Annotated in this window: 24 protein-coding genes and 1 pseudogene; 9 read left to right on the forward strand and 16 right to left on the reverse strand. The window is 69.2% G+C overall.

Annotated elements, in window-relative coordinates:
• Positions 1 to 5 precede the first annotated feature (5 nt).
• Positions 6 to 698 carry a hypothetical protein gene (locus IPN03_13985; GenBank protein MBK9374797.1) on the forward strand — a complete coding sequence of 231 codons (693 nt, stop codon included), beginning with the start codon at positions 6 to 8 and terminating at the stop codon, positions 696 to 698.
• A gap of 46 nt (positions 699 to 744) precedes the next feature.
• On the opposite strand, the gene IPN03_13990 is transcribed toward IPN03_13985, so the two are convergent.
• On the reverse strand, positions 745 to 1,911 hold the full coding sequence (locus IPN03_13990) for a histidinol-phosphatase (GenBank protein ID MBK9374798.1): 1,167 nt from the start codon (positions 1,909 to 1,911) through the stop codon (positions 745 to 747).
• 106 nt (positions 1,912 to 2,017) lie between these two features.
• Here IPN03_13990 and IPN03_13995 point away from each other — a divergent pair, with 106 nt between their 5' ends.
• The 4 genes from IPN03_13995 (at position 2,018) to IPN03_14010 (ending at position 5,922) form a co-directional block, all read left to right on the forward strand.
• Positions 2,018 to 3,517: an aminotransferase class V-fold PLP-dependent enzyme gene (locus tag IPN03_13995; GenBank protein MBK9374799.1), complete on the forward strand. Its 1,500-nt coding sequence runs from the start codon at positions 2,018 to 2,020 to the stop codon at positions 3,515 to 3,517.
• 100 nt (positions 3,518 to 3,617) lie between these two features.
• The gene (locus IPN03_14000; protein ID MBK9374800.1) at positions 3,618 to 4,022 is read left to right on the forward strand and encodes a NifB/NifX family molybdenum-iron cluster-binding protein; all 405 of its coding nucleotides are present in this window, start codon (positions 3,618 to 3,620) and stop codon (positions 4,020 to 4,022) included.
• A gap of 45 nt (positions 4,023 to 4,067) precedes the next feature.
• On the forward strand, positions 4,068 to 5,468 hold the full coding sequence (locus tag IPN03_14005; GenBank protein ID MBK9374801.1) for a sigma 54-interacting transcriptional regulator: 1,401 nt from the start codon (positions 4,068 to 4,070) through the stop codon (positions 5,466 to 5,468).
• 46 nt (positions 5,469 to 5,514) lie between these two features.
• Positions 5,515 to 5,922 carry a hypothetical protein gene (locus tag IPN03_14010; GenBank protein ID MBK9374802.1) on the forward strand — a complete coding sequence of 136 codons (408 nt, stop codon included), beginning with the start codon at positions 5,515 to 5,517 and terminating at the stop codon, positions 5,920 to 5,922.
• Between the two features lie 35 nt (positions 5,923 to 5,957).
• Here the strand turns inward: IPN03_14010 and IPN03_14015 are convergent, their stop codons facing one another.
• The 3 genes from IPN03_14015 to IPN03_14025 are packed head-to-tail and all read right to left on the reverse strand — an operon-like array spanning position 5,958 to position 9,006.
• Positions 5,958 to 6,401: a CGGC domain-containing protein gene (locus IPN03_14015; GenBank protein ID MBK9374803.1), complete on the reverse strand. Its 444-nt coding sequence runs from the start codon at positions 6,399 to 6,401 to the stop codon at positions 5,958 to 5,960.
• Positions 6,402 to 6,440: 39 nt separating this feature from the next.
• Positions 6,441 to 7,469 (reverse strand): cytochrome d ubiquinol oxidase subunit II, encoded by a 1,029-nt coding sequence (cydB, locus tag IPN03_14020; GenBank protein ID MBK9374804.1) that lies wholly within the window; start codon positions 7,467 to 7,469, stop codon positions 6,441 to 6,443.
• 10 nt (positions 7,470 to 7,479) lie between these two features.
• Positions 7,480 to 9,006: a cytochrome ubiquinol oxidase subunit I gene (locus IPN03_14025; GenBank protein MBK9374805.1), complete on the reverse strand. Its 1,527-nt coding sequence runs from the start codon at positions 9,004 to 9,006 to the stop codon at positions 7,480 to 7,482.
• Positions 9,007 to 9,261: 255 nt separating this feature from the next.
• On the opposite strand from IPN03_14025, the gene IPN03_14030 reads away from it, so the two are divergent.
• On the forward strand, positions 9,262 to 9,735 hold the full coding sequence (locus IPN03_14030; protein MBK9374806.1) for a DUF134 domain-containing protein: 474 nt from the start codon (positions 9,262 to 9,264) through the stop codon (positions 9,733 to 9,735).
• A 32-nt stretch (positions 9,736 to 9,767) separates the two neighbouring features.
• On the opposite strand, the gene IPN03_14035 is transcribed toward IPN03_14030, so the two are convergent.
• Positions 9,768 to 10,400 carry a class I SAM-dependent methyltransferase gene (locus IPN03_14035; GenBank protein MBK9374807.1) on the reverse strand — a complete coding sequence of 211 codons (633 nt, stop codon included), beginning with the start codon at positions 10,398 to 10,400 and terminating at the stop codon, positions 9,768 to 9,770.
• Between the two features lie 100 nt (positions 10,401 to 10,500).
• Here IPN03_14035 and IPN03_14040 point away from each other — a divergent pair, with 100 nt between their 5' ends.
• Positions 10,501 to 11,010, forward strand: coding sequence for a PaaI family thioesterase (locus IPN03_14040; protein MBK9374808.1), 510 nt, complete (start codon positions 10,501 to 10,503; stop codon positions 11,008 to 11,010).
• 836 nt (positions 11,011 to 11,846) lie between these two features.
• Here IPN03_14040 and IPN03_14045 read toward each other — a convergent pair.
• From IPN03_14045 to IPN03_14095, 11 genes and pseudogenes are all read right to left on the reverse strand, one after another.
• Positions 11,847 to 12,230: pseudogene (locus tag IPN03_14045) on the reverse strand (YeeE/YedE family protein).
• Between the two features lie 4 nt (positions 12,231 to 12,234).
• Complete coding sequence (locus IPN03_14050; GenBank protein MBK9374809.1) at positions 12,235 to 12,765, reverse strand: YeeE/YedE family protein; 531 nt, start codon at positions 12,763 to 12,765, stop codon at positions 12,235 to 12,237.
• A gap of 10 nt (positions 12,766 to 12,775) precedes the next feature.
• Entirely contained in the window at positions 12,776 to 13,459 is a 684-nt protein-coding gene (locus IPN03_14055; protein ID MBK9374810.1) for a cytochrome b/b6 domain-containing protein, read from the reverse strand.
• Positions 13,459 to 15,027: a tetrathionate reductase family octaheme c-type cytochrome gene (locus IPN03_14060; protein MBK9374811.1), complete on the reverse strand. Its 1,569-nt coding sequence runs from the start codon at positions 15,025 to 15,027 to the stop codon at positions 13,459 to 13,461. The genes IPN03_14055 and IPN03_14060 overlap by 1 nt, the downstream gene beginning before the upstream one ends.
• A 295-nt stretch (positions 15,028 to 15,322) precedes the next feature.
• The gene (gene selD / locus IPN03_14065; GenBank protein ID MBK9374812.1) at positions 15,323 to 16,372 is read right to left on the reverse strand and encodes a selenide, water dikinase SelD; all 1,050 of its coding nucleotides are present in this window, start codon (positions 16,370 to 16,372) and stop codon (positions 15,323 to 15,325) included.
• The gene (locus IPN03_14070) at positions 16,369 to 17,613 is read right to left on the reverse strand and encodes a radical SAM protein (protein MBK9374813.1); all 1,245 of its coding nucleotides are present in this window, start codon (positions 17,611 to 17,613) and stop codon (positions 16,369 to 16,371) included. Before IPN03_14070 ends, selD begins: the two co-directional genes overlap by 4 nt.
• Before the next feature lie 38 nt (positions 17,614 to 17,651).
• Entirely contained in the window at positions 17,652 to 18,773 is a 1,122-nt protein-coding gene (locus tag IPN03_14075) for a bifunctional methionine sulfoxide reductase B/A protein (protein MBK9374814.1), read from the reverse strand.
• Positions 18,774 to 18,814: 41 nt separating this feature from the next.
• The gene (locus tag IPN03_14080) at positions 18,815 to 20,464 is read right to left on the reverse strand and encodes a response regulator (protein MBK9374815.1); all 1,650 of its coding nucleotides are present in this window, start codon (positions 20,462 to 20,464) and stop codon (positions 18,815 to 18,817) included.
• Positions 20,465 to 20,466: 2 nt separating this feature from the next.
• The gene (locus tag IPN03_14085; protein MBK9374816.1) at positions 20,467 to 20,853 is read right to left on the reverse strand and encodes a response regulator; all 387 of its coding nucleotides are present in this window, start codon (positions 20,851 to 20,853) and stop codon (positions 20,467 to 20,469) included.
• A complete protein-coding gene (locus tag IPN03_14090; protein ID MBK9374817.1) occupies positions 20,850 to 21,647 on the reverse strand; it encodes a hypothetical protein in 798 nt (265 codons plus the stop codon). The genes IPN03_14085 and IPN03_14090 overlap by 4 nt, the downstream gene beginning before the upstream one ends.
• Positions 21,648 to 22,495: 848 nt before the next feature.
• Positions 22,496 to 23,776, reverse strand: coding sequence for a PAS domain S-box protein (locus IPN03_14095; GenBank protein ID MBK9374818.1), 1,281 nt, complete (start codon positions 23,774 to 23,776; stop codon positions 22,496 to 22,498).
• Between the two features lie 194 nt (positions 23,777 to 23,970).
• Between IPN03_14095 and IPN03_14100 the strand changes: the two genes are divergently transcribed.
• Together IPN03_14100 and IPN03_14105 are read left to right on the forward strand one after the other, a co-directional pair.
• Positions 23,971 to 24,213 carry a CDGSH iron-sulfur domain-containing protein gene (locus IPN03_14100; protein ID MBK9374819.1) on the forward strand — a complete coding sequence of 81 codons (243 nt, stop codon included), beginning with the start codon at positions 23,971 to 23,973 and terminating at the stop codon, positions 24,211 to 24,213.
• Between the two features lie 26 nt (positions 24,214 to 24,239).
• A complete protein-coding gene (locus IPN03_14105; GenBank protein ID MBK9374820.1) occupies positions 24,240 to 24,725 on the forward strand; it encodes a glutathione peroxidase in 486 nt (161 codons plus the stop codon).
• Positions 24,726 to 24,859: the final 134 nt, after the last annotated feature.

Raw genomic sequence — 24,859 nt, forward strand, 5'->3', positions numbered from 1 at the left:
GGAACATGCGCTACCGAGCCGCCCTCCTCGCGGGGTCGTTCTTTCTTTCCGTGAACCTCCAGGGGCAGCAGCCCCAGCCCGTGCTGCAGAGTGCTCCCGTTCCGGAATCGCCCATCGTCGTCTACAAGGTCGAGCTGCTCCCCACCGGCTTCGGTTTCGCCATGGAGGAGCCGAAGCTGGAGGGAGACGTCTACGTCTTCCGCACGCTCCCTGAGAGGACCGTCAGCCGGCTGCCGAAGTCGAGGGTGAAGAAGATCTCGCGGTGGTCGTCGGACCTGAGCAAGGAGGTCCTCTGGCAGGTCGACCTCAATCCCACCGGCCGCATGCTCTCGAGCAAGGAGCCGGTGAAGAAGGGCGCGGGATACGTCGTCACCGACTTCAAGCAGGGGACCCTCATGAGCGTCCGCGAGACCGACGTCAGGAAGATCACCCGCCTGACCGGGCTCGACGCGTTCAAGGCCCACCTCGAGGAGACGGGTGCCACGAAGCTCGAGGGCGAGCTACCGCCCGATGCCGGCAGTGCCACGGTCCGGGGAAGCGCGCCGGCATCCGCTCCCGCCGCCGCTCCCGGCGGCTCCCCGGCACCCGGCAACTGGGTCCAGCAGGGGACGCCCGGAGTGTCGGATGCCTACGCGCCGCCGAGCGCCGTCCAGTCACGCCCGGGCGACGTACCGAAGGCCGCGCCGACCCCGAAGTGATCACGCCCCCGCCGGCGGGCGCGCGTCAGCTTCTCTCCCCGTCGGCCTAGGAGGCGGCGGGGGGCTTCCCGACCGCGATCTCGACGACGATCGGGAAGGGGAGTCCCTCCCCGGGCGCGATCAGGACGTTCCGGATCGTGTATTCCAGCGTGAGGCGCCTCGTTCCGGCTTCCGCGGCCTTCGGCACCGTGACTTCGAGAACGCTCGTGCCGTCCGCCGCGAGCACGAGCTCCTTCGGAGCCATGACGCCGTCCGCGGAGCCGGGGCCGGCGAGCTCCAGCCGCAGGTCCGACGCGTTCCGTATCCGGACGTATCCGTCGCCACCGGCCTGGATAGCGAGCTTTGGATTCTCGATCGTGAGCGCGGCCGCGACCAGCGGGCGCAGGAGCTCTTCGCGCCCGACGAGCGTCTCTCCCGACCAGGCCACCGTCCGTTTCGCGAAGAGCGCCTCGCGGACTCCGGCCTCGGTCCGCTCCTTCGCGAAGACGAGCGTCACCGGGCGGTGGTCCCCCTCGTGGACGTGCCACGCGAGGTTCGAGGGGTCGTGGATGTCGGAGTTCGCCAGGGGCGCGAGGTCCTTCTCGAGCGCCCACGCGTGGGACTCGGGGTAGTACTCGCGGTCGTTGACGACCTCGATGCCGTGCAGGAGGCCCGCCTCGAGGATCTCGTCGTGCTCCGGGTACCAGCGGGCGACGCCGTCCTTCTGCTGGCCGCGCCACCCGGGGTGGTTCCAGAAGACGAAGGCCCCCTGGGCGCGTGCGGCCTGCAGCGCATCCCTCCACCCGGGTGTCTCGAGCGGGCAGACGGACGAGAGGAAGATCGCGTTCAGGTGCCCCGGGGGCATCTTCCGCGTGATCTCCGAGCCGCGGATCACGATCACCCCGAGCTTCTCGCCGTGAGGCGCGGCGATCTCCCACGGGCGCTCGTGGCTGGTCGGGAGGTCCTTCCGGTGCGGCCGGTACTCGACGTGGTCGGTGATGGCGATCGCGTCGTAGCCCTCGCGCCAGGCCTCCTCGGAGCGGATGTCGGGCCACACCTTCCCGTCGGAGAAGACGGTGTGCGTGTGGAAGTCGCACTGGAGCGTGAGGAAGCCCGGCACGTTCGGGACGCGCAGCGGCCGCCGGACCCGCACGTCGCGCGCCTCGACGGCGACGGAGAGGACGGCGGTGACGAGGGCCAGGACGAACGGAACGGCGGCAGCGCGACGCGGCATGAGTCCCCCCTTCCCGAGGATGACCCGCCATTCTCCGGCCGCCCATCGCCCCGGGCAACGGCGCTTCTCCCGGTGCGACGCCATGCGCGTGCTACCTTCGTTTCCGATGGATGAACTCCGCCCGCGCGTCCTGTCCGAGCTCGAAGACGACGCCCTCGCTCCGGCGGCCGAGGCCTTCACCCGCATCGCGGTCGACTACTTTGCCGCGACCCGCACGGGGGAGGGGCCGGTCTCGACGCCGCTCGGCGCCGCAGAGCTGGCCCGCCGCTTCGACGAGCCGCTCCCGGTCGATGGAAGGCCGCTCGAGGAGGTCGTCGAGCGGCTTCGCGGGGACGTCGTCGCCGACTCGAACCGCCTCTGCCACCCGCGCTCGATGGGGCACCAGGTCTCCGCGCCCCTCCCGGCCGCCGTCTGGACGGAATCCCTCATCGCGGCCCTGAACCAGTCGGGCGCGGTCCAGGAGATGTCGCCCGTCGGAACGGCCGTCGAGAACCGCATCGTGAGGTGGATGTGCGACCTCGCAGGTTTCGGTCCGAGGGCCGGTGGCACGTTCACCTCCGGCGGGACCGAGGCGACCTTCACCGCGCTCCTCGCCGCGCGCGCGGCGTCTCTCCCCAACGCGTGGAAGGAAGGTGTGGGCGCCGAGCCGCCGGTCGTCCTCCACGGCGAGCACGCCCACTACGCCGTGGCCCGCGCCGTCGGCGCTCTCGGCCTCGGCACCGACGCCGCCATCGCCATTCCTTCCGACGGCTGGCGGATGGACGTGTCCGCCCTCGAGGCCGCCCTCCGCCGGCAGGAGGAACGCGGAAGGCGCGTCATGGCCGTCGTCGCGACCGCAGGATCGACGGCGACGGGCTCCTTCGACGATCTCGACGCCATAGGCCGGCTCTGCGAGGAGCGGGGCCTGTGGCTCCATGTCGACGGGGCCCACGGCGCCTCGGCTCTCCTCTCGTCCACGCACCGAGGACGCCTGCGCGGCATCGAGCGGGCCCGCTCTCTCGCCTGGGACCCGCACAAGATGATGCTGATGCCGCTCTCGGCCGGCGTCGTCCTCGTCCGCGACGAGCGCGACCTCGACGCGGCGTTCACGCAGCGCGCGCCGTACCTCTTCCACGGTGCGGAAGGCGAGCGGAGCCCCGACCAGGGAAAGCGGAGCTTCCAGTGCTCGCGCAGGCTCGACGCGCTGAAGGTCTGGGTCGCCCTCCAGCGCTACGGAGCGGGCGGGATCGGCGTGCTCTACGACCACCTCTGCGCCACGGCCCGGGCGCTCCACTCCGCGATCGGGCGGCGCGAGGCTTTCGAGGCCCTCCACGAGCCGGAGGCGAACATACTCTGCTTCCGCTACGTGGGCGACCGGTCGCTCGACCCGGAGCGTCTCGACGCGCTGAACCTCCGCCTCCGAGAGCTCTTCAACCGCTCGGGCGAGGGGTGGATCACGACGACCGTCCTCGGCGGGAAGAGGGTCCTTCGAGTGACGGTCATGAACCCGCGGACGACCGGGACCGACGTCGAGCGCGTTCTCGACGGGCTGGAGGCGACGGGCGGCCAGCTCGCCGAGGGCGTACGCCGCGACGCAGGGCAGGCCACCGGGAGGCCGCCCCCTTGACGTATATGGGCATATGCCCGAAACTGTCGGCAACGGCATCCTCGGTGCGCGACCCGCGAACCGCCGGCCCTGCGCCCCGAACCGCCCGAAGGAGAGCCCCATGAACATCTGCATTCCCGTCCTCGCCGACCGCGGGCTCGAGAGCCCGGTCTCCGGCCATTTCGGCTCCGCCCCGATGTACGTGCTGGCCGATTCCGAGACGCGCCAGACCCGCGCCCTTTCGAATGCCCGCGCGGTTCACGAGCACGGAGCCTGCCGCCCGCTCGACGCCCTCGCGGGCGAGAAGATCGACGCGATGGTCGTCGGCGGCATCGGCGCCGGAGCCCTGATGAAGCTCAGGGAGGCGGGGATCCGCGTGTACCGCGCCACGGCTCCGACGGTCGCAGGCTGCCTCGACGCATTCGCGAGGGATGAGGCGGAGGAGATCGACCCGGCCGGCGCCTGCGCCGGGCACGGTCACGATCACGGCCACGACCGCCCCGCCGCCCTGCCGACGCGGAGCTGACGTCCGGGGAGAATCGGGCCGGCAACGTCACCCACGGGAGGTTCCATGACGAGCGACGCAGCGCAGCGCGCCCCGGACTGGTCGAACCTCGAAGCCGTCTTCGAGTCGCTCGGGCGCGCTCTCGTCGTCCTCGACGAGGAGTTCCGGATCATCCGGGCGAGCCTCTCGCTCGACCGGATGGCAGGGACGGGCGTCTCCCTCGAAGTCATCGGCCAGCCCGTCGAGTCGCTCTTCGGCCCGCGCCTCTTCGGTCCCGAGGAGACTCTCCGCGAGTCTCTCCGCCTCGGGCGGCGGGAGGAGGGGCGGCGGGGCGTCCTGCGCTGCGGCCGGGATGCCGCCCGCCTCGTCTCCGTCACGACGACGCCTCTCGCCGAAGGCGTCGTCAGCGCCTGCGACCCGAGGGCGCGCTACCTCGTCGTGATCCGCCCCGCGGAGGACGACGACACGATCCTCCAGAGCGCCCTCGTCTCCCACGGTCTCGTCGCCCGGTCGCCGCAGATGCTCCGGATCGTCCACCTCGTCGAGTCGCTCCACGGCAGCGACGCGAACGTCCTCATCACCGGTGAGAGCGGGACCGGCAAGGAGGTCCTCGCGCGGGCCCTCCACGCCCACTCGCCGAGGAGCGGGGGCCCGTTCGTCGCGGTCAGCTGCGCGGCGCTGCCGGCCGACCTCCTCGAAAGCGAGCTCTTCGGGCACGTGCGCGGCGCTTTCACAGGAGCCGTGCGGGACCGCGTGGGCCGCCTGGACCTGGCCAAGGGAGGGACTCTCTTCCTCGACGAGGCAGGGGACATCCCGCTTCCCGTCCAGGTCAAGCTCCTCCGCGTCCTGCAGGAGAGGCTCTTCGAGCGCGTCGGAGAGAGCACGACGCGGCCCCTCGACGCGCGCATCGTCGCCGCAACGAACCGGGACCTGAAGGAGGCGATCCGCCAGGGCCGCTTCCGGGAGGACCTCTACTACCGCCTTCGCGTCGTCCCGATCCACGTGCCGCCGCTCAGGGAGAGGTCCGAGGACGTGGAGCTCGTCGCCCGCTACCTGCTGGCCCGCATCGGGGGCCGCGCGGGGCGTGCCGTGCAGCTGTCGCCCGACACGCTTGCTGCCCTCGAGCGCTACGACTGGCCGGGCAACGTCAGGGAGCTGGAGAACGCGCTGGAGTACGCGGTCGCCCTCGGGCGTGGGCAGACCGTGCAACTGGAAGACCTTCCGGCCGAGATCCGCTCGCCGGAGAGCCGGCCGGCGGGAACGATTCAAGCGCGCCTCCACTCCCCGGATCCGAACCTCACCTTCGCTGACGGCAACTCCCCGCTGCCGGCCGACCCCGAAGAAGCGCCGATCCGCGCCGCTCTCGAACGACACCACTGGAGCCGGTCGAAGGCGGCTGCGGAGCTGGGGATGAGCCGGACGAAGCTCTGGCGCCGCATGCGCGAGCTCCGGATCGGCTCTCGCTGACGCAGAATGGAGACGAGGACAGATGAGACAGGAGGGGAGTCGTCCGATGAGCATCCTCAGTAACGTCCTCGGGCCGAGATCGAAGTACGACGACCGTCTTCCCTACACGTACGAGGCCCGGGTGACGGTTTCCGGCGTCGAAGGGATGACCGAGAGCTACATTTCCGACACGCTCTGCGCTCTCCTCGAGCGACTCGACGACGAGAAAGCCGGGCCTGACGAGGTGACGATCCTGGAGATCCGGCCCGAAGGGGAGTTCCCGGTCCTCCTCGAGCACTGTCTCGGCGCGGACGGGAAGTGGCTCCGTCGCCCCGAGGCCTGCCGCTCCTTCGAGGCGCACTACGCCGGGCACGAGAAGACCGGCCGTTGCTGCTACCGGGACAGGAGCCGTGCGACGGAAGGCCCCTTCGAGGAATACGACCCGGCTGCCGCCGGAAGGGTAGCGAAGGGCTGAGTCGCCGGCCTACGAGGCTGGGCTCTCCTGTTCGTTCAGTCGTAGGCCTTCTGGATCTCGCGGTCTTCGTTCAGGAGCCCACCGGCGAGGTCGGCCATCTCCTTCTGCTGCCAGAAGGGGAGCTGTTCGTGGACCTTTCGGTATTTCTCGGGGACGGGATGCGTCCCGACGACGACCGGGAGGCCGTGGGCGGTCTCGATGTACTGCTTGAACTCGCGGATGTAGGGGCACGGCGGGTACCCGACGACGAGGCCCGTGGCGAGGTGGATCGCTTCCGCCCCGTTCTTCTTCATCTCGGCGGGCACGTACTCGACGTTCCCGCCCGGGCATCCGCCGCAGGTCGAGTAGCCGACGATCTCCAGCGGCTCGTCGGCCGGGTACGCGGAGAATGCGCCGCGGCGTTCGCGCATCGACCGCAGGCACTTGCCGCCGCCGCAGTCCCTGTACCGCGCACAGATGATGATCCCGATCTTCGCCATGTCTCTTCTCCTCCCGTGTGGCCCGCGAAGCGGGCCTCCTCAATAGCTGTGCTCCCCGAGCTTCACCTTCCCGCGGAAGGTCCAGTAGATGACCCCGGAGTAGGTCAGGACGAACGGCATCCCGACGGCCGCGATGATCAGCATGATCCCGAGGGTCTTCGGGCTCGAGGCCGCGTTGAAGATCGTCACGGAGCGCGTGGGGTCTCCCGTCGCCGTGACGAGGTTCGGGTAGAGCGCGAGGCCGAAGAGCGCCACCAGGCCGGCGATGACGCCGCCCGAGGAGAGGAAGGCGAGGCCCGGCCTGTCGCGGTAGAGGCAGCGCGGGACGTTCGCGACGGCGAGGACGGTGCCAACGACGACGACGATCGCCCACGGGAAGCGCCGGAAGTTCTCGGTCGCCCGCGGGATGAACGCGACGGTCGCGATCGTCGTGAGCATGAACGTGACCATGAAGAGGCCCCACGAGCGCCACATCCACTCGCGCAGCCGCTGCTGGAAGTCCCCCTCGGTCTTCAGGTAGAGGAAGAGCCCGCCGTGCATCGCGAAGAGCGAGACCGTCATGACGCCGACGAGGAGCGGGTAGGGGCCGAGCTGGTCGAGGACCGAGCCGGTGAAGTTGCCGAGCTCGTCGAGCGGAACGCCGATCATCGCGTTCCCGACCGCGACGCCGAAAAGAAGCGAGGCGGTGAAGGAGCCACCGAAGAACGCCCAGTCCCAGAAGCGGCGCCACCCCGGCGACTCCATCTTCGAGCGGAACTCCATCGACACCGCGCGCGAGATGAGCGCGATGAGGAGGAGCATGAACGCGGTGTAGAAGCCCGAGAAGACCGACGCGTACGCCTCCGGAAACGCGGCGAAGAGGGCCCCGCCGAAGGTGACGAGCCAGACCTCGTTGCCGTCCCAGAGCGGGCCGATCGAGTTCATGGAGATTCGCCGCTCGAGGTCGGTTCTCGGCACGAACGGGTGGAGGATGCCGACGCCGAGGTCGAAGCCGTCGAGGAGGGCGTATCCGGTGAGGAGGACCCCCTCGAGGACGAACCAGATGACGCAGAGCGCTTCGTACGACATCTCCGCCCCCTCAGCCCCGCGCCCCGTCTCCGCCGGTCATGCGGCCCTCGTGCCCGGCCCTCAGGCCCGCCGCGGCGAGCGCCCCGTCGGGCACGGCGGGGGAATCCCCGGGTGGCCCCTGGGGCCCGTGCCTGATCTTCCGGTCGAGGATGAAGACCCAGACGACCCCGAGTGCGAGGTAGAGAAAGCCGAACCCGACGAGCGAGCCGAGCACCTGGCCGGCCGTCACGCTCGGGCTGGCGGCGTCGAGCGTCCGAAGCCCCTCGCGCTCGTGGTACACGACGTGCCCGGCGGGTCCGACGACGAGGTCGGAGCCGTCGGCGGTCCACGTCACCTTCGGATGGACGATCCACGGTTGCCGCCCCACTTCGGCCGCGACCCACCCGAGCTCGTTCCCGACGATCGGAAGGATCACGGCGGGGACGAAGCACCAGAGGAGCCAGCGAGTCTGGTAGAGCGTGCCGCGCCACCTGAGGAAGCCGGCGAAGAGGGTCAGGCCGACGAAGAGCGTCCCGAGCCCGACCATCACGTGGTAGCTCTGGAAGCTGATCCCGACCGGGGGCCGGTCCTCGGGACGGAAGCGGTCGAGGCCGACGACGGGTTGAGACGCGTCTGCGTGGAGGAGGAGGCCGAGGCCGCCAGGGACGGCGATGCCGTACCTCACCGTCTGTGCTGCGTCGTCCGGGAAGCCGAAGAGGTTCAGGGCGGCGGGGCCGGTCCGGTAGTGCCCCTCGAACGCGGCGAGCTTCGCCGGCTGGTGGCGGTAGACGCTCCCCGCCTGGCCGTGCCCGGAGACGAACACCGCGAGCGCGGAGACGGCGGCGAGAACGAGGCCGCCGTCGAACGATCGACGCGCGAACTCCGTGTGGCGCCCCTTCAACAGGTACCAGGCCGCGATCGACATGACGAAGAAGGCGCCGACGAGGAAGGCCCCGATCCAGACGTGGACGAGGCGGTGGACGCTGGACGGGTTGAAGACGAGCGCCCAGAAGTCGACGATCTCGGCCCTCAGCACGGGCACGCCGTTCTTCATCAGCGGGACGCCGTTCCGGATAACCGGCACGACGTGGTGGCCCGCTGGCGTCTGCTGCCAGCTGTTCGCCACGACGATCCAGACCGAGGAGAAGATCGAGCCGAGGGAGACCATCAGGGTCGAGAAGAAATGCATCTTCGGCCCGACGCGGTCCCAGCCGAAGACGAGGATGGCGAGGAAGCCCGACTCGAGGAAGAAGGCGAAGATCCCTTCCGCGGCGAGCGCCGAGCCGAAGACGTCGCCGACGAACCGCGAGTAGGTCGCCCAGTTCGTCCCGAACTGGAACTCCATGACGATCCCGGTCGCGACCCCGATCGCGAAGTTCAGGGCGAAGACCTTCGTCCAGAAGCGGGCGGCGGTCTCGTAGATCGGGTCGCGCGTCCGGAGGAAGCCCGCCTCGAGCCAGACGAGGACGACGCCGAGGCCGATCGTCAGCAGCGGGAAGATGTAGTGGAACCCGATGCTCACCGCGAACTGGATCCGCGAGAGAAGGACGACGTCCATTCAGGCACCTCCGTGTGCGGCGGCGTCGCCCCCGAGGCGACGCCGGATCGGGAGAAGGAGGGGAGCGGCTCCGTCGTGTGGTTTCGCACATATGTTCGTTAGAGTCAACCGCGAAGAGCTCCCGACGGCTCGTGCTCGCGTGTCGCCCGCAAACGCGGTCCGTGGCACGATGAGGCGGCGTGAAGCTCCATCCCCTCCTCGACATTTCCCGCGGCGGAAGCGAAGCCGCCCGCCGCAGACCGGCCGGCGGTTGAAATGCCGCGTCGTCCGTGTCCTCGGCGTGTCGCCTCGCCCCCTCGATTCACCTACTTCAAGCCCGCCGGCGTGCCGGTGTCGGTGCTCGAGGAGATCGACCTGTCGATCGACGAGCTCGAGGCTCTTCGCCTCGCAGACCTCGAAGGGCTCTACCAGGAGGAGGCGGCTGCGCGGATGGAGGTCTCGAGGGCTACCTTCGCACGGATCGTCGAGGCCTCGCGACGGAAGGTGGCGACTGCGCTCGTTCACGGGAACGCCCTGAGGATCGGAGGAGGACCCGTGGCCTTTGCAGGCCAGAGGTCCTTCCGCTGCGAATCCTGTCGTCACGGCTGGACCCTGCCGTTCGGCACCGGCCGGCCCGCCGGCTGCCCGGGCTGCTCGGCTCAGGACTTCAAGCGGGTCGACGCAGGGCCGGGCTCGAGCTCCGGCTCCTCCAACGCGCGACCGGGGCCGCTCCCGCCGCGCAGGCGGTAGAGGCCCTTAGCGCCCGCCGCGACCCCGCGGGGCTATGCGGGCGAATCGGCCTCGGCCTTGCGGCCGGTGGCGAGGAAGACCGGGTACGGGCGCTCCCCCTTCCGGGTGACCGTCGCCGTCTCCACCTCCACGTCGACGAAGCCGGCCCCGGCCAGGAGCGCGGCGATCCCGCCCCGGTCGAACCCGAGGTGGACAACGTCTCTGGCGTCCTCGTGAAACGTCCCGTCCTCGAGGTCGAGGTCGGCGAGGGCGACGCGCCCCCCGGGGTGGAGGTGGTCGCGGAACCGGGCGAAGAGAGTGGCGAGGTCGGCCACGTGGTGCAGCGTCATGCTGCTGACGACGAGGTGGAAGCGGTCCGGAAGGGACAGTGGGACGTCTGCCGGGAGGAGGACGGCGCGGACGCCGGCCAGCCCCTGCTCGGGCACCTTTCGCTCGAAGACGTCCAGCATGCCGCGGGACGTGTCGACCCCCGTCACGCTCCGCACGAGCGGCTTCAGGGCGAGCGAGACGAGCCCCGTGCCACAGCCGAAGTCGAGGACGTCGAGGTCGGCGGGAAGCGCGCAGCGGGTCGCGATCGCCTCCGTCACGCCCTTCGCCAGGAGGATGCGGCGCTCTTCGGCGTCCCATGTCGCTGCGGCCTGATCGAATCGCACGGTTTCCGGCATGGGATCCCCTCTCCTTCTTGCGAGCATATGCCTATAACATCCTTCGCCGCAGACTGCGGCAGCCGAGGCCGTCCGCGCGTGCGGGAAGGGACCATGCGACGTGGAATCTGACGAGCACAGAAGCCGTATCGAGAGTGAAGCGCCGCAGCCGCGGGCCGTCCCCGCGTCCTCCGTGGAGCCGGTCCCCAGCCAGACCGTGCTGGAGGCCGTCCGGGCGGTCGAGCATCCTCGCTGCTTCGTCTGCAACCCCGAGAATCCGGACGGCCTCAAGCTGAGGTTCCGGGTCCAGGCCGACGGTTCCGTCGTCGCCTTCTTCCCGTGCCGCTCCGTCTACCAGAGCTATCCGGCGACTCTCCACGGCGGGATCACCTCGGCCCTCCTCGACGCCGCCATGACGAACGCTCTCTTCTCGATCGGCATCGTGGCGGTGACGGCGGAGCTGTCCGTCCGCTTCGTCGCCCCGGTGAGCCTGGACCGTGGCGCGGTCGTCGTCGGGACGATCGAAAAGACGTCGTCCCATCCTCTCTATTACGTGCGTGCCGAGCTTCAGCAGGACCGCAAGACCCTCGCGCGGGCCTCGGCGAAGTTCCTGGTCAGAGACGCGGTGTAGGACTCCAGCAGGCTACGGACCCCGCGTCAGCAGCCTCCCTGGACCTTCTTGACCTTCTTCGGCGCGGCCGTCCCAGCGGCGCGCTCGAGTCGGACCATCTCGGCGAGGCCGGCCCGCGCCTGCTCGCGGAAGCGCTCGACGACCGGAGCGAAGCGGCCCTCTCCCTCGGGTTCCTTCGCGGAGAGGACGGTCCTCTCGAACGCGCCGTAGCCCCCCTCGAGGTACGCCACGTTCTCGAACCCCGTCTCCACGAGGAGGTAGGAGGCCGTCTTCGCCTCGGCCTCCGTCTCGGCCACGAGGACCTTCTTCACCATGCGTGGCGAGAAGGTGATCCGCCACTCCTTGCCGAGCACCTCGGCGGCCGGGACGGCGATTGCCCCGGGCAGAGGCCGCGCCTTCCGGGCGGCCTCGGGACGGAGGTCGACGACGCGCAGGCGGGGGTCTCGATCGAGGATGCGAAACGCGAGCTCGTCGGGCGTCATCGGCTTGACGACGTGGTGGGGAACGTACCCGGGCGCGTTCACCTTCGCGACGAGCCGGGCGTTGCGGTTCGGCAGAACGGCCGCGAGCGCGGCGAACGCGAGGAGGACCGCCGCGGCGGCAACGTGGTTCTTCGTGGCGAAGAGCCGCGACGGGGCCGCGTCGGGGGCGACCTTCCTCTCGACGATGCCCCCCACCGCAAAGGCGAGGATTGCCGCCGCGGCGAGGAGGAGGACGAAGAGCCCGGGCGTGACCCCGAGTGACTCGTAGATCTTCGCGGGGCCGAGCGACGTCGAGTCGGCGAACGCCGCGAAGCGGGGGAAGAGCTCGGCGTACCCGAAGACCCCCAGGGCGCCTCCGGCGAGGAACACGATCGCGTCGACTTTTCCGATCGCTGCCGCGCAGACGCTCGTACCCGGGCAGAAGCCGCCGAGGAGAAAGCCGAGCCCCATCAGGGTGCCGCCGGCGATCGCCGGGGCGAGCCAGGTCGGGTTGACGAAGATCGCCGTCAGATCGAGGAGCCCCCCGGCCGCGAGGAGGAGGACGCCCGCCGCGGCCGTGACGGCGGCGGTGAAGAAGACCCTGAGGACCGTGAGGTCGTAGCCGTAGAAGACGCCGACGAGCCGCCGAGACGAGGAGAAGCCGGCCTGCTCGAGGACGAAGCCGAAAAGGAATCCGATGGCGAGGGCGACGACGAGGTTGAGCTGGTCGGAGATGAGGTCGGGAACGAACGGGCCCATCTCCCTACCTCCCCGCCTTCGCGCCGAGCCAGAGAGAGCGCGTGAACCACGCGAAGAGGAACCCGCTGCCGAAGATCGCCAGCATCGTGACGAAGCCGGCGACGGAGAGGACCGCCATGCCGCTCAGCGCCGCGCCGCTCGTACAGCCGCGCGCCAGCTGGGCCCCGGCGCCGAAGAGAGCGCCGCCGAGGAGTGCGAAGAGAAGCCGGCCCTTCACGGAGACCTTCGGTCCCCGCTCGGTGACGAAACGGAGGCGGTCTGCGGCGAGCCCGGAGACGAACGCCCCGAGGAGGACGCCGAGGACCTCGAAAACGAGCCAGCCCTTGAGCGGAGCTTCGTGCCCTGGTCCGAGCAGCTTGGCGTAGAAGGGGTTCGCCGCGGCGTGCTGCGGGGCCACCGCGCCGACGGCGGCGACGACGACGTTCTTCGTCGCGCCGCTGGCACCGAGGCCGCGGCCGGTGACGAAGATCGTCAGGAGGAGGACGAGACCGAGGAGGAATCCGGCGACGTAGGGGTTCATGTGTCGTTCGTTCATGGCGTCTTTCTCAGCGGGCCTGCCCAGCGGCCTGCTCCACGGCGTTCTGCCCGGAAGCGGCGGCCGGTTCGACGGCCGCATGCGGCTCGTCGCCGTGCATCTCTTCCCAGCCCGTCACCATGGCCTTCAGGTTCGACGTCAGGGTGTGGCCGGTCGTCGTCAGGTAGAGGTGCGCGACGAGGAATCCGAGGAGGGCGAAGGCCCCGAGAGTGTGGGCGAGAGCGATTGCCTGGAGCGCCGACACGTCGAGCGCGAGGACGTCGTATCTCTGCGGGTACCGGTAGAACATGTAGAGGAGACCCGAGACCCAGACGAGAGGGAGGACGAAGAGCTTCAGACCCGCGTAGACGATCTTCTGGAGCGGGTTGAGCTTTCTGTGTCTCGACTTCTGCGTCGGGTGGGGCGCGTCCTGGAAGATGCCGAAGAGGTAGTACTCCGCCTGGGCCTTCAGGTTCACCCACGTCGGGACGTACTGGCGCCACTCGTCGGTCGTGAAGTGCCAGAAGATCGCGAAGGCGATCAGGACGAGGAACGACCACGCAGCGAAGTTGTGCAGCCGCACCGCCTGCTCGTAGCCGAAGAAGCTGAGCGAGCCGTGGATCTCGAAGCCGGTGAGGGCGAGGAAGAGGATCAGGAACGACTGCGCCCAGTGCCAGAAGCGCCCGAACGCCGGGTAAATGTACTCGCGGTTCATCACTTGCCTCCCTGGCGCCGGCGCCAGAACCAATAGCGGGCCCCGCCGTGGACGAGGACCCCCGCGAACGCTCCGAGAACAAGGAGCGCGCCGAACCCATCCAGCAGCGTGCTGCGGTCCCGGCCCGGCATGTAGAAGCCGCCCACCGAGGCGAGCCGTCCCCCTTCCCGCTTGTGGCATTCCTCGCACGAGACGGCCTTGTCCTTCGGAGCGACCATGTGGTTCAGGGGCCAGTTCATCTCGGTCTCGGCGAAGCCGTACGAGCCGCTGTAAGGGAGGCCGACCTCCTTCATCCCGGCGGTGGCCGCTGCGTTCCAGTCGAAGTCTCCCCAATACCCGCCGTCACCGGGCGTCGCGGAGTAGAGCTTCGGCTGGATGAGAGTGAGGTTCTTCGTGTCGTAGATCTGCTTCGCACGGTGGACCTTGACGGGGACGATCTTCGCCTCGGGCTCGTCGTACGCGCCGTACAGCGTGTTCAGGACGAGCGGCCGCGCGGGGTCGAACTTCTCGCCGAGCAGGTGGTGCGAGGCGGTGCCGTTGAACCAGACGTACTCGGGCGTGACGTTCTTCGCCCAGGTGAAAGTGCCCTTGATCGACATGTACGCGTGGTTCCCCTGGCCGTCTTCCTCCTCGTAGGGCTTGCCGTCCTTCAGCTTCCCGGCCGTCGACCAGTCCCACCTCATCTTCGTCGCGTTCACCTTCGCGTACTCGGGGATGTGGCAGGTCTGGCAGGCGACCTTGTAGCCGTGCTGGTTCAGGAGCTCGTCCTCGTGGGGGACCGCTCCGTGGCAGCTCTCGCAGGCCACGCGGTTGCGGTTCATGGAAGAGAGCGAGTAGGCCTTGCCGAGCATCTGGTGCTTTTCGGCCGTGTGGCAGTCGACGCACGACATGTCGGCGCCGTCGGTTCCCATGTGGACGTCGACGTCGCGCGTCGTGTCGAACTGCGCCACGTCGAGGTCGCCGTGCTTCACGTTGTTTCCGCCGCCCCCGAAGGCGTGGCACGTGCCGCAGTTCGCCCGCTGCGGGCGGCCGACCTTCTGCGCCACGAGCGCAAGGTCGAGGCCGTCCGCAGGCATCCCGGCCCCGCCGACCTTCTTTGCGTAGGTCCCGCCGTTGTCGTGGCAGGCGAGGCAGTCGACGTTCAGCGGGTCCCCGAAGTCGAAGCTCGCGTCGGCCCAGCCGTAGCCGGCGTGGCACTTGTCGCAGCTCTGCTGGCTTCCCGCGACGCCGATGCAGAAGTTGTTCAGGACGTTCTTCTTGCCGATGGCCCGGATCCCCTTCCCCTCGACGTACTCGATCCGCTCCCAGTTCCAGTGGGAAGAGGCCATCACCTCCGTGTGCCGCCCGTTGTGGCAGGAGATGCAGGCAGACGTCACCAGCTGCGGCTTCGCGAAGGGGCCCTGCAGCTGGGCGAAAAGGGCGTGGTCGACCGAAGGTTTCGCCTTGTCGCGGTACGTGTGCCGGAGTGCCTCGATCGGTTTCGGCCCGGCGTCGGACCGCCGGACCGCCGTCACCACGAGGCTCGCGACGACCGCGAGGCCGACGAGCGCGAGGAGGATCTTCTTCATTCCGCTCCGTCCGGGGTGCCACGTCCATGGCCACCCAAAGGCCCGATCGGGCCGCGGCTTCTTCCTTTCAAGAACGGAGCCAGCTGGTCGGGCTCGTCGGGCGCCGATCTCGCCGACGTGCAGGGAGGTCTCGAACTCTCTGGCAGGGAGTGACTTGGAAGGGGCCGGTCGGAGAAATGCCGGGGTGCTGTTGGGGCGAATCGACCGGGGAAGATCGGATCGTTGCAACGTTTCGCGCGATGACGAAACGAATTGATTCAGCCCGCAGGGGAGGAGGCCGGGAAGGGGACCCGGATCAGATGACTTCGATCCCTTCGCCTGCGACGACCTCTCCCACGCGCCAGGCTTCCTCGGAATCCCTGCCGAGAGCCCCCGTGAATTCCGCCGCGCCCGTGGCCGGAATGGCGACGAGGAGGCCTCCCGAGGTCTGCGGGTCGAAGAGGAGCATCGCTTCCGGGTCGGTCAGCAACCGCGTGCGTACCAGGCGGCTTCCGAAGTGCTCGAGATTCGTGAACGCGCCGCCCGGGAAGACCATCTCCTCGGCGAGCCGGAGAGCACCGGGCAGCCAGGGGAGGGCGTCCCACTCGAAGCGAAAACGGACGCGGGAGGCCTCGGCCATCTCGAGTGCATGGCCCACGAGCCCGAAACCCGTCACGTCGGTCGCGACGGTCGCACCCGTGGCCAGGGCCGCTCGCGAAGCGGCACGGTTCAGGCGCTTCATCGACGCCACTGCGGCTGCGACCTCGTCTTCAGGCGCGATCCCGCGCTTCAGCGCGGTCGTGATCGTGCCGGTCCCGAGCGGCTTGGTCAGGTAGAGCACGTCGCCGGGACGCGCTCCCCCCTTCGTCAGGAGGCGCGCCGTCTGCGCGAAGCCGACGACGCAGAGTCCGTACTTCGGTTCCTTGTCCTGGATCGAGTGCCCGCCCGCGATGACGGCCCCCGCCGAACGGACGACCTCCGCCCCGCCCCGGAGCAGCTCGGCCAGCGTCGCGGCGGAGAGCTGCGGCGGGAAGGCGACGAGGTTCAGGGCGAGGACCGGCTCGCCCCCCATCGCCCAGACGTCGCTCATCGCGTTCGCGGCGGCGATGGCCCCGAAGTCGTAGGGCTCGTCGACGACGGGCGTGAAGAAATCGGTCGTCACGACGAGGGCCCGGCCGCCGCCGAGGTCGAGGACGGCCGCGTCGTCCGGCTCGGCGAGGCCGACCAGGACTTCGGGGTGCGCCGAGGGGTCGAAGAGGCCGTCGAGGACGCGCAGGACCTGCGCGAGCTGCCCGGGGGGCAGCTTCGACGCTCACCCCGCGCAGGAGCTGAGGCTCGTGAGCTTTCTGAAGATCTCGTCGGTCATGCTGCGGGATCCGGTCTCGTAGGGCAGGCGCTCACGAACGTCCCGTGCTCCTTGATCTCTTCGAGGCGGCAGCTCCAGTAGAGCTTGCCGTCGTGGACCGTGATGTCGGGGCAGCCGTCGCACATGTTCATGCTGCCGTCCGGCAGGAAGTCGACGGCCTGGATGATCGTGAAGGTCTGCAACCGCACCTTGCGCAGGAGGTGGCCCGGGCTCTTCGCGGAGGCCGAGAGGTAGCGGCCCATCGCGCGGCGCATCGACCCGTCGATGGGCGCGAAGAGCGCCATCGAGGAACGGCCCAGGCCGAGGAAGCCCGGGGTGACGTAGCTGAGCCAGCGGTCGCGGAAGAGGTGCGATACGTTCTGGACCGTCTCCATGTATCGCGGCGACACGTGGCCGAAGGTCTCCTCGCCGTCGGCGAGGCGGATCCCCATCAGCCACTTCATGCTGTCGGGGTCGACCGTGCCGTTCAGGTAGGCGCTCGGCTCGAATCCGGGGACGACGGTCCGGATCTGGTCGACGACGTCCTGCGCCTTCAGCGGGCGCCCGCCGCAGAAATCGGTGTCGTCGTAGGAGGCCCCCATGTCGATCTCGCGTCCGTTCGCGAAGAACGAGAGCCCCATCCGGCGCGCCATGGAAGGCTCGCGATACAGGATGAAGACCATCGTGTGGACGAGGTCGGGGCGCTGGATCCCCCAGCGCACGACCTCGGGCACCTGGTCGAGCGTCCGTTCGGAGACGGTCTGGTTGAAGGAGCAGCCGATCCCCCCCTCGGCGGCGACCATCTCCGCGAACTTCTGACGGAGCGGGTTGTGATCGGCCTCGGTGACGGCGTCGGGGGAGTCCTTCCGCTTCTGGGTCGTGTCGACGTGGAACGTGAAGCCGTAGACGCCGGCCTTCTTCAGCTCCTTCAGGAGCTCCGGCGTCAGCGCGAGGCCGTTCGTGTTCAGGACCGGCTTCCAGCCTCGCTGCCGGATCATCCTCACGATCTCGACGATGTCGGGGTGGACGAGCGGGTCGCCCCCCGCGATGCTCATCGAGTCGCTCCTGCGCTTCGCCGCGAAGACGTCGAGGTCGCGCGCGATCTCGTCGAGCGGCTTGTGGCCGTCCTTGTGCGGGTCGCGGTAGCACCCCTTGCACGCGAGGTTGCACCGCGTCGTGACCTCGAGCCATGACAGGCCGTTGTCCGTGAGGGACCAGGGGAGCCGGTAGTACTCCCTCGGTTCGAGCATTCGGGTCGTCATCAACTGCTCCTCGCCGCGCGGCGCGGAGCCGCGCAGGCTCACCAGGGGTTCTTCACGTGGCAGGAGGCGCCATTCTTCGAAATGTACTCCTGGTGGTACTCCTCCGCGGGCCAGAACGTCTTCGCCGGCTCGACGACCGTCACGATCGCCTTCTCTCCGTACGCCTTCGTCCCCCTCAGCTCGGCCATCACGGCTTCGGCCACCTTCTTCTGGGCCTCGTCGACCGTCCAGATGCCCGATCGGTACTGGTCGCCGACGTCCGGGCCCTGCCGGTTCAGCTGGGTCGGGTCGTGCATGGCGAAGAAGGCCTCGACGAGCCGCCTGTAGGTGATGCGGCTGGCGTCGTAGGTCACCTTGACCGTCTCGGCGTGGCCGGTCCGGCCCGTGCAGACGTCCTTGTAGCTCGGGTTGTCGGTCTGCCCCTGCATGTAGCCGCTCACGGCCTCGAGGACGCCCGGTCCTCTCCCGAACCAGTGCTCGACGCCCCAGAAGCAGCCGGCCGCGAAGTACGCCACCTCGGCCTTCGCCGGTTGGCTTTCGGGCGGAACGGGGGCTCCCTTCTCCAGGAACTTCAGCGAGGCCGAGTTCAGGCAGTGCCGCTCGTTCGTCGGGCGCGGGCCGTCTTCGAAGACGTGCCCGAGGTGGGCGCCGCAGCGGGCACAGTTGATCTCGACCCGCTCCATGCCGTGGGCCCGGTCGACCTTTCGCGAGACGTGGGACGGGTCGAACTCGCGGAAGAAGCTCGGCCACCCGGTGCCCGAGTCGAACTTGTGCTCGCTCGAGAAGAGGGGAAGCCCGCAGACGACGCAGGCGTAGACGCCGTCCTTCTTGTTGTCGAGGAGGTTCCCGCAGAAGGCCGGCTCCGTTCCCGACCTCTGCGTGATCCGATACGCCTCGGGGTCGAGCTTCGCCGCGAGGCGGGCGACCTCGTCCTTCGGAAGGGGCGTCACGTCGTAGCCGGACTTCGAGAGGGTCGTCTTCATGGCCTTCGCCTTTCCCGGGGTCGTCGTCGCGTCGCCGGCGGATTCTGCGAGGGTTTCTGCCGGCCGGCAGGCAGCGAGGAGCAGGACCGCTCCGAGGGCGGCCAGGGCCACGGACGCGGAAAACCGATGCCGGCCGGGTGCCGGGGGGGATTCGGGGACCGCCGGGGGAATTCTCATCGTCGGCATGCTCCGTAGATGCTGGCAGATACGGTCCGGTTTCACGAACGGATGGCTGGTCGTCCGTCACCCGGGTTCGGCTTCCTCCCGTCGGACGTCTCTCCGTCCAGCGACCCCTCCGCCTCACCGAGGGCGAACCAGAAGGTCGCGCCGGCACCGGGCACGCTCTCGGCCCAGACACGCCCGCCGTGGCGCTCGACGATGCGGCGGACGATGGCGAGGCCGATCCCCGACCCTTCGAAGTCCCCGGCGGCGTGGAGGCGCTGGAAGACGTCGAAGAGCCTCTGCGCATGCTCGGGCGGGAATCCGACGCCGTTGTCGCGGACGAAGTAGGCCGTCTCGTTTCCTGAAAACCGGACCCCGATCTCGATCGCCCGCTTCTCCTTCTTTGAGCTGAACTTCACCGCGTTTCCGAGAAGGTTTGCCCAGACCTGCCGGAGGAGGCCCTCGTCCCCCGCGGCTTTCGGCAGCGGGTGGATCGTGACGTCGCTCCGGTCGCGTTCGTCCGCCGGGAGAAGCTCCCAGACCACGGCCTCGGCCAGGCGCTCCATGTCTACCAGGCCGATCCGGAGGTCCTGCCGGCTCGTCTTCGAGAGGGAGAGGAGGTCGTTGATGAGGTTCGACATGCGCCGGGCGCTCTGCCGGATGCTGTCGACGAGTCTGCGTGACTCCTCGTCGAGCCGGTCCGCCGCGATCTCCTCGAGCAGGTGCGAGTAGCCGTCCACGGCGCGAAGGGGCGCGCGCAGGTCGTGCGAGACGGAGTAGCAGAAGGCCTCCAGCTCCCGGTTAGCCTGCTCGAGCTGAACGGTCCGTTCGCGGACCCGCTTCTCGAGATCGGCGTTCGCGCGCCGCACCGTCTCTTCGGCCTGCACCTGTTCCGTGACGTCCTCGCAGAAGGCGAGGACCCGGGCGCCGTCGAGCCGGATGGCGGACACCTGGACCTCCCGGACGGTCCCGTCCCGGCGTCGTACCTTGTACCTGGCGAGAGTCACCCCGGTGTCGGGAAGGGCGGCGAAGGCGGCGAGGGCTGCCGGCGCCGAGCTCGGGTCGGCCAGCTCGGTCAGCGCCTTGCCGTGGAGCTCCGACGCGGGGTAAAGGGAGAGCCGGCACGCAGCCGGGTTGAAGTCGAGGATACGGCCCGAACCGTCCAGGACGATGATCGCGACGGGCGAGCTGTCGAAATAGCTCCGGTATTTCCGCTCGCTCTGCTGCAGCTGCTCGTGCTTGTGCTGGAGCTTGCGGGCGAGTGTCTCGTCGTGGGCCGAGAGGAAAGCGAGCTCGGCGGCGAGGTCGGGCACTCTTGGAAGAGACGCCGCGGGCCTGCTGTCGGCGAGCGCCTGGTCCACGGCGGCGAGGAGCGCATCGGGTTCGAGCGGCTTTCGGAGAAAGCGGTCGGCGCCCAGGCTCAAGGCGAACCGCTCGTCCTCCTCCTCCGTGTACGTCGCCGTGTAGAAGATGAACGGAATCTTCGCCAGAAGACCGTCCGCCTTCCACTCCTTGCAGAGGACGAAGCCGTCCATGACCGGCATGAGGATGTCGGAGATGATCAGGGAGGGCGGTGTGGCCCTCGCGGCCCCGAGCGCCTCGGCGCCGTCGGCGGTCGAGACGACCTCGTGACCGGCTGCGCGGAGAACGACCTCGAGCAGGTACCGGTTCGAGCTCTCGTCGTCGACGATGAGGATGTGCGCCACGGTTACGCCTCACGCGGGGTGGACGCGTTCAGGTACGCCTCCACCTGCTCGATGAACGTGTCCGGGTTGATCGGCTTTTCGATGTACCCGGTGCAGCCCGAGTCCAGGCAGCGTTCCCGGTCGCCGACCATCGCGTACGACGTGACCGCGACGATCGGGGTGCCCTCGAGAGCCGGAATTCTCCGGAGCTCGCTCGCGACGGCGTAGCCGTCCATGCCCGGGAGCTGGATGTCGAGAAGGATCAGCGCCGGCTCGACGCGGCGTGCCTCCTCGATCCCCCTCGGCCCGTCGAGGGCCGGTACGACCGCGTAGCCGCTGCGCTCCAGCAGGAAACGGACGAGGTAGAGGTTCTGCTCGTTGTCCTCGATGACCAGGACTGTTCGTGTCATCCGATCCCCCTGTGCCGCAGCGGCACCCGGAACGTGAAGATGCTCCCCCGACCCGGCTCGCTCTCGAGGGAGATCTCCCCTCCGAGCAGGTCGACGAGTCCCTTGCAGATCGCGAGACCGAGGCCGGTTCCCTCGTACCGCCGCGAGAGGCCGGAGTCGAGCTGCCTGAAGGGCCTGAAGAGGCGTTCCCTCTCGTCCTGTCCGATGCCGATCCCGGTGTCGGCGACGCTCGTGACGAAGGCGTTCCCTTCGACCCTGCCTCGGACGGTGATGGCGCCAGAGTCCGTGAACTTCACCGCGTTCCCGAGCAGGTTCAGCACGACCTGCTCGAATCGGCGCTGGTCGCTCCCGATCTCCTCCAGGTCGGGAGCCAGCTCCAGGGCGAGCGTCAGCCCCTTGGTCCTGGCCGCGGGCGAGACCTGGTCGACGCATCGGCCGAGGGATGCGGCGGGATCGAACGGCGTTCGTCGGATCTCGAGCTGGCCCGCCTCGATCCGTGAGATGTCGAGGACGTCGTTGACGAGGTCGAGCAGGTGCAGGGAGCTGGCCTTTACCATCCCGAGCTGCTTGCGTTGTTCCGGGTTCAGGGGGCCGACGAGCTCCCCGGCGAGCAGCGACGTGAAGCCGATGATCGAGTTGAGCGGGGTCCGGAGCTCGTGGGACATGGAAGCGAGAAACGCGGACTTCATCCGGTCGGCGTCCTCCGCCCTCTCCTTCGCCCGGGCGAGCTCTCTCTCGACGTGGACGCGCTCCTCCGCGAGTCCGGCGAGCAGGAGGCCGCTCGCGGCGAGCATCAGAACGAAGAGCTGGAACTGGAAGAGCTGGTGGTGCAGGCCCGCGGCGGCGAACGGCCCGCTGCTCAGGACGGTGCCGAGAACCGACCCGAGCCCGATGAGGAACGAGACGAGGGTTGCGCCGCGCACGCCGAAGCGGACGGCCCCCCAGGCGCCGAAGGGGAAGACGACGAACGCGAGGCTCGGCCCGAGGCGGGAACCCGAGACGTCCTGCCAGAAGACGAGCCAGGAGCAGGCCAGCACGCAGGCGATCAGGGCGACCGCCTCTGCCGAGGCCGGGAAGTATCCCGTTCGCCGGCGCCGGGTCCACCACGACAGGAGCAGGGGCGCGACGAGCAGGATGCCGACGGCGTCTCCCGAGTACCAGACGAGCCAGATGTCCCGCCACGCCCCGGCGGGTGCGGCCCCGGAGAGGACCAGCTGGACGGTGCCGTTCGTCGCGCTCACGACGGGGTCGAGAACGACTCCCACCCCGAGCAGGACGAGGATGTCGCGGAACCTCCGGAGAGCGGGATCGAAGCCGCCTCTCTGGAGGACGAGGGCCGCCCCCGCCGCGGCCAGGGTGTTGCCGGCGGCGATGAGGAGCGCCGCCAGTACGGGCGTCCCCGGCGTCGCCAGGTTCGCGAGCGCCGCTCCGATGAGAACGCCCGGCCAGAGCCGGACCCCGCCCGCCACGAGCGCGGCGAGGGCGAGCCCGGCCGGCGCCCAGACCGGTGAGGCGTTGGCCTGGACGAACGCGAGCCGCAGGCCGAGCCTGGCCAGGACGAAGTAAGCGAGGGCGAGCGACAGGACGAGCGCAGCGTCCCGCGCGACCCGGCCCGTCCGCGAAGGCGCGGGATCGACGCCGTTCAATCGCCCGTCCGGCCGGCAGGAAGCCGAAACGTGAAAGTGCTTCCCTTCCCCGGCGCGCTCTCGACGCCGATGTCGCCGCCGAGCAGGTCCAGGAGACGCTTGCAGATCGAGAGTCCCAGTCCCGTCCCTTCGTACCGCCGGGAGATGCCCGACTCGAGCTGCCGGAACGGCTGGAAGAGCGTGGCGAGCTCGTCAGCCCGGATTCCGATCCCGGTGTCGGTCACGCTCGTGACGAGCCAGCCGTCCCGGGGCTCGCAGCGAACGGTGATACCCCCCTCGTCGGTGAACTTCACCGCGTTGCCGAGGAGGTTCAGGAGGATCTGTTCGACCCGCCGGTGGTCGCTGAGGATCGTCGTGGAGTCGGGCGAGACCTCCGCAGCCAGCGAGAGGCGCTTGCGATCCGCCTGGGGCTGGAGCGCCCGGAGCGCCTGGTCGATCGTCGCCCGCACGTCGACCGGGGCGAGAGCGACCCGCAGCTGGCCCGCCTCGATCTTGGAGAGGTCGAGAACGTCGTTGATGAGCGCGAGGAGGTGGTGTGCGCTCGCCTTCACCATGCCGAGCTGCTTGGTCTGCTCGTCGTTGAGCGGGCCGACGAAGCCTTTCAGGAGGACGCCGGTGAAGCCGATGATCGAGTTGAGCGGCGTTCGCAGCTCGTGGGACATCGTCGCGAGGAAGGCCGACTTGAGCCGGTCCGCCGCCTCGGCACGGTCCCGCGCCACGGCCAGCTCGGCGGTGCGCGTCTCGACGAGCCCTTCGAGACCCGCGCGGTAGCGGGCCAGCTCTTCCTCGGCCTTCTTGCGCTGGGTGATGTCCCGGTCGATCCCCATCACGACCGGGCGGCCCCCCACCTCGAGGAGGCACATCGACGTTTCCATCGGGAACAGGGTCCCGTCCCTGCGCCTGTGGACCGACTCGACCGTCACGGGTCCTTCGTTCCGCAGCTGCGCGACGAATCGGGTGCGCCCTCCCGGCTCTTCCATGCGGGTCCGTATCTCGTCGGGGTGGAGGAGGTTGATGCTCCGGCCGAGGAGCTCCTCGCGCGAATAGCCGTTCATTGCGCAGGCGACGGCGTTGCAGTCGAGGATCTCGAGAGTCTCGGGGTCCGTGAGGAAGATCCCGTCGGGGCTGTTCTCGAAGAGGGCCCGGAAGCGCGCCTCGCTCTCCTGGAGCGCCTCCTCGGCCCGTGCCTTTCCGGAGCGGGCCGCCTCGAGTTCCTCGACTGTCCGGATCCGCCACTTCCCTGTGTCGGTTATGCCCGGAGGGGGCTCCGGGGTCACGGCGTCCGCCTTCGCCGGGACCCGATCCCGATCGCTCCGGAGTCCGCCATGGAGATCTCCTCCCGCGGTCGCCGCGTGGGCACGATCGCCTGGCCCTCAGCATATGAGCCCGGAGTGCCCGCGACAAGCCGGAGGGACCGACGCGCCTATGATCGGAATCGCTGGACGACCTGAAAACGAAGGAGGGAACACCCATGTCCGATCCGACGATCGCCGCGAGGGGTCCGGTGCCCGTGAAGCTCGAGGCCGGAAGGACGTATGCCTGGTGCCGGTGCGGCCTGTCGAAGGGACAGCCGTTCTGCGACGGCGCCCACAAGGGAACCGGGTTCTCACCGCTGGTCTGGACGGCGGAGGAGTCGAAGGAGGCGTGGCTCTGCCAGTGCAAGCACACGGGCAAGGCCCCCTTCTGCGACGGGACCCACAAGAAGCTTCCGTGAATGAGGGCGCGAAAAGGAGAGACCGTATGGGGACGCTGACGGACATCGAGGTCACGACGATCGACGGGAAGGCGCAGAAGCTCTCGGCGTACGCGGGGAAGACGCTGCTCGTCGTGAACGTCGCGAGCAAGTGCGGCTTCACGCCGCAGTACACGGGACTCGAGGCTCTCTACCGTAAGTACAAGGACCGCGGCTTCGTCGTCCTCGGCTTCCCGTGCGACCAGTTCGGGCACCAGGAGCCGGGAGACGAGGAGGAGATCCGGAGCTTCTGCTCGCTGAAGTACGACGTCACCTTCCCGATGTTCGCGAAGGTCGAGGTCAACGGTGAGAACACCCACCCGCTCTACAGGCACCTGAAGAAGGCCGCTCCGGGCCTCCTCGGCACCGAGGCGATCAAGTGGAACTTCACGAAGTTCCTCGTCGACCCGAGGGGCGAGAACGTGACGCGTTACGCCCCGAACGACACGCCCGAGAGCCTCGGGAAGGACGTCGAGAAGCTGCTGAAGCGGTGAGCCCTTCCTGGTGCGTTTACGCACTGCGTCGGCGCGCGTGAGAGCACGCTCGCGATTCGCGTTCTCGCGATATGATGAAACGTGGTCCAGGGGACGGGAACGGCGAGGTTGAGGGGCAGCGCAACGGTTCCCGT

The sequence above is a fragment of the Holophagales bacterium genome (assembly GCA_016719485.1).
Lineage (GTDB): Bacteria > Acidobacteriota > Thermoanaerobaculia > UBA5066 > UBA5066 > UBA5066.

Coding starts and splice junctions, on each gene's coding strand:
- IPN03_14075 (MBK9374814.1), bottom strand. CDS start 18,773: ATGAGAATTCCCCCGGCGGTCCCCGAATCCCCCCCGGCACCCGGCCGG.
- IPN03_14025 (MBK9374805.1), bottom strand. CDS start 9,006: ATGGACGTCGTCCTTCTCTCGCGGATCCAGTTCGCGGTGAGCATCGGG.
- IPN03_14070 (MBK9374813.1), bottom strand. CDS start 17,613: ATGACGACCCGAATGCTCGAACCGAGGGAGTACTACCGGCTCCCCTGG.
- cydB (MBK9374804.1), bottom strand. CDS start 7,469: ATGTCGTACGAAGCGCTCTGCGTCATCTGGTTCGTCCTCGAGGGGGTC.
- IPN03_14015 (MBK9374803.1), bottom strand. CDS start 6,401: ATGGCGAAGATCGGGATCATCATCTGTGCGCGGTACAGGGACTGCGGC.
- IPN03_13990 (MBK9374798.1), bottom strand. CDS start 1,911: ATGCCGCGTCGCGCTGCCGCCGTTCCGTTCGTCCTGGCCCTCGTCACC.
- IPN03_14090 (MBK9374817.1), bottom strand. CDS start 21,647: ATGCTCGCCGCGAGCGGCCTCCTGCTCGCCGGACTCGCGGAGGAGCGC.
- IPN03_14100 (MBK9374819.1), top strand. CDS start 23,971: ATGTCCGATCCGACGATCGCCGCGAGGGGTCCGGTGCCCGTGAAGCTC.
- IPN03_14060 (MBK9374811.1), bottom strand. CDS start 15,027: ATGAAGAAGATCCTCCTCGCGCTCGTCGGCCTCGCGGTCGTCGCGAGC.
- IPN03_13985 (MBK9374797.1), top strand. CDS start 6: ATGCGCTACCGAGCCGCCCTCCTCGCGGGGTCGTTCTTTCTTTCCGTG.
- IPN03_14105 (MBK9374820.1), top strand. CDS start 24,240: ATGGGGACGCTGACGGACATCGAGGTCACGACGATCGACGGGAAGGCG.
- IPN03_14030 (MBK9374806.1), top strand. CDS start 9,262: ATGCCGCGTCGTCCGTGTCCTCGGCGTGTCGCCTCGCCCCCTCGATTC.
- IPN03_14055 (MBK9374810.1), bottom strand. CDS start 13,459: ATGAACCGCGAGTACATTTACCCGGCGTTCGGGCGCTTCTGGCACTGG.
- IPN03_14005 (MBK9374801.1), top strand. CDS start 4,068: ATGACGAGCGACGCAGCGCAGCGCGCCCCGGACTGGTCGAACCTCGAA.
- IPN03_14085 (MBK9374816.1), bottom strand. CDS start 20,853: ATGACACGAACAGTCCTGGTCATCGAGGACAACGAGCAGAACCTCTAC.
- IPN03_13995 (MBK9374799.1), top strand. CDS start 2,018: ATGGATGAACTCCGCCCGCGCGTCCTGTCCGAGCTCGAAGACGACGCC.
- IPN03_14010 (MBK9374802.1), top strand. CDS start 5,515: ATGAGCATCCTCAGTAACGTCCTCGGGCCGAGATCGAAGTACGACGAC.
- IPN03_14000 (MBK9374800.1), top strand. CDS start 3,618: ATGAACATCTGCATTCCCGTCCTCGCCGACCGCGGGCTCGAGAGCCCG.
- IPN03_14050 (MBK9374809.1), bottom strand. CDS start 12,765: ATGAACGAACGACACATGAACCCCTACGTCGCCGGATTCCTCCTCGGT.
- IPN03_14035 (MBK9374807.1), bottom strand. CDS start 10,400: ATGCCGGAAACCGTGCGATTCGATCAGGCCGCAGCGACATGGGACGCC.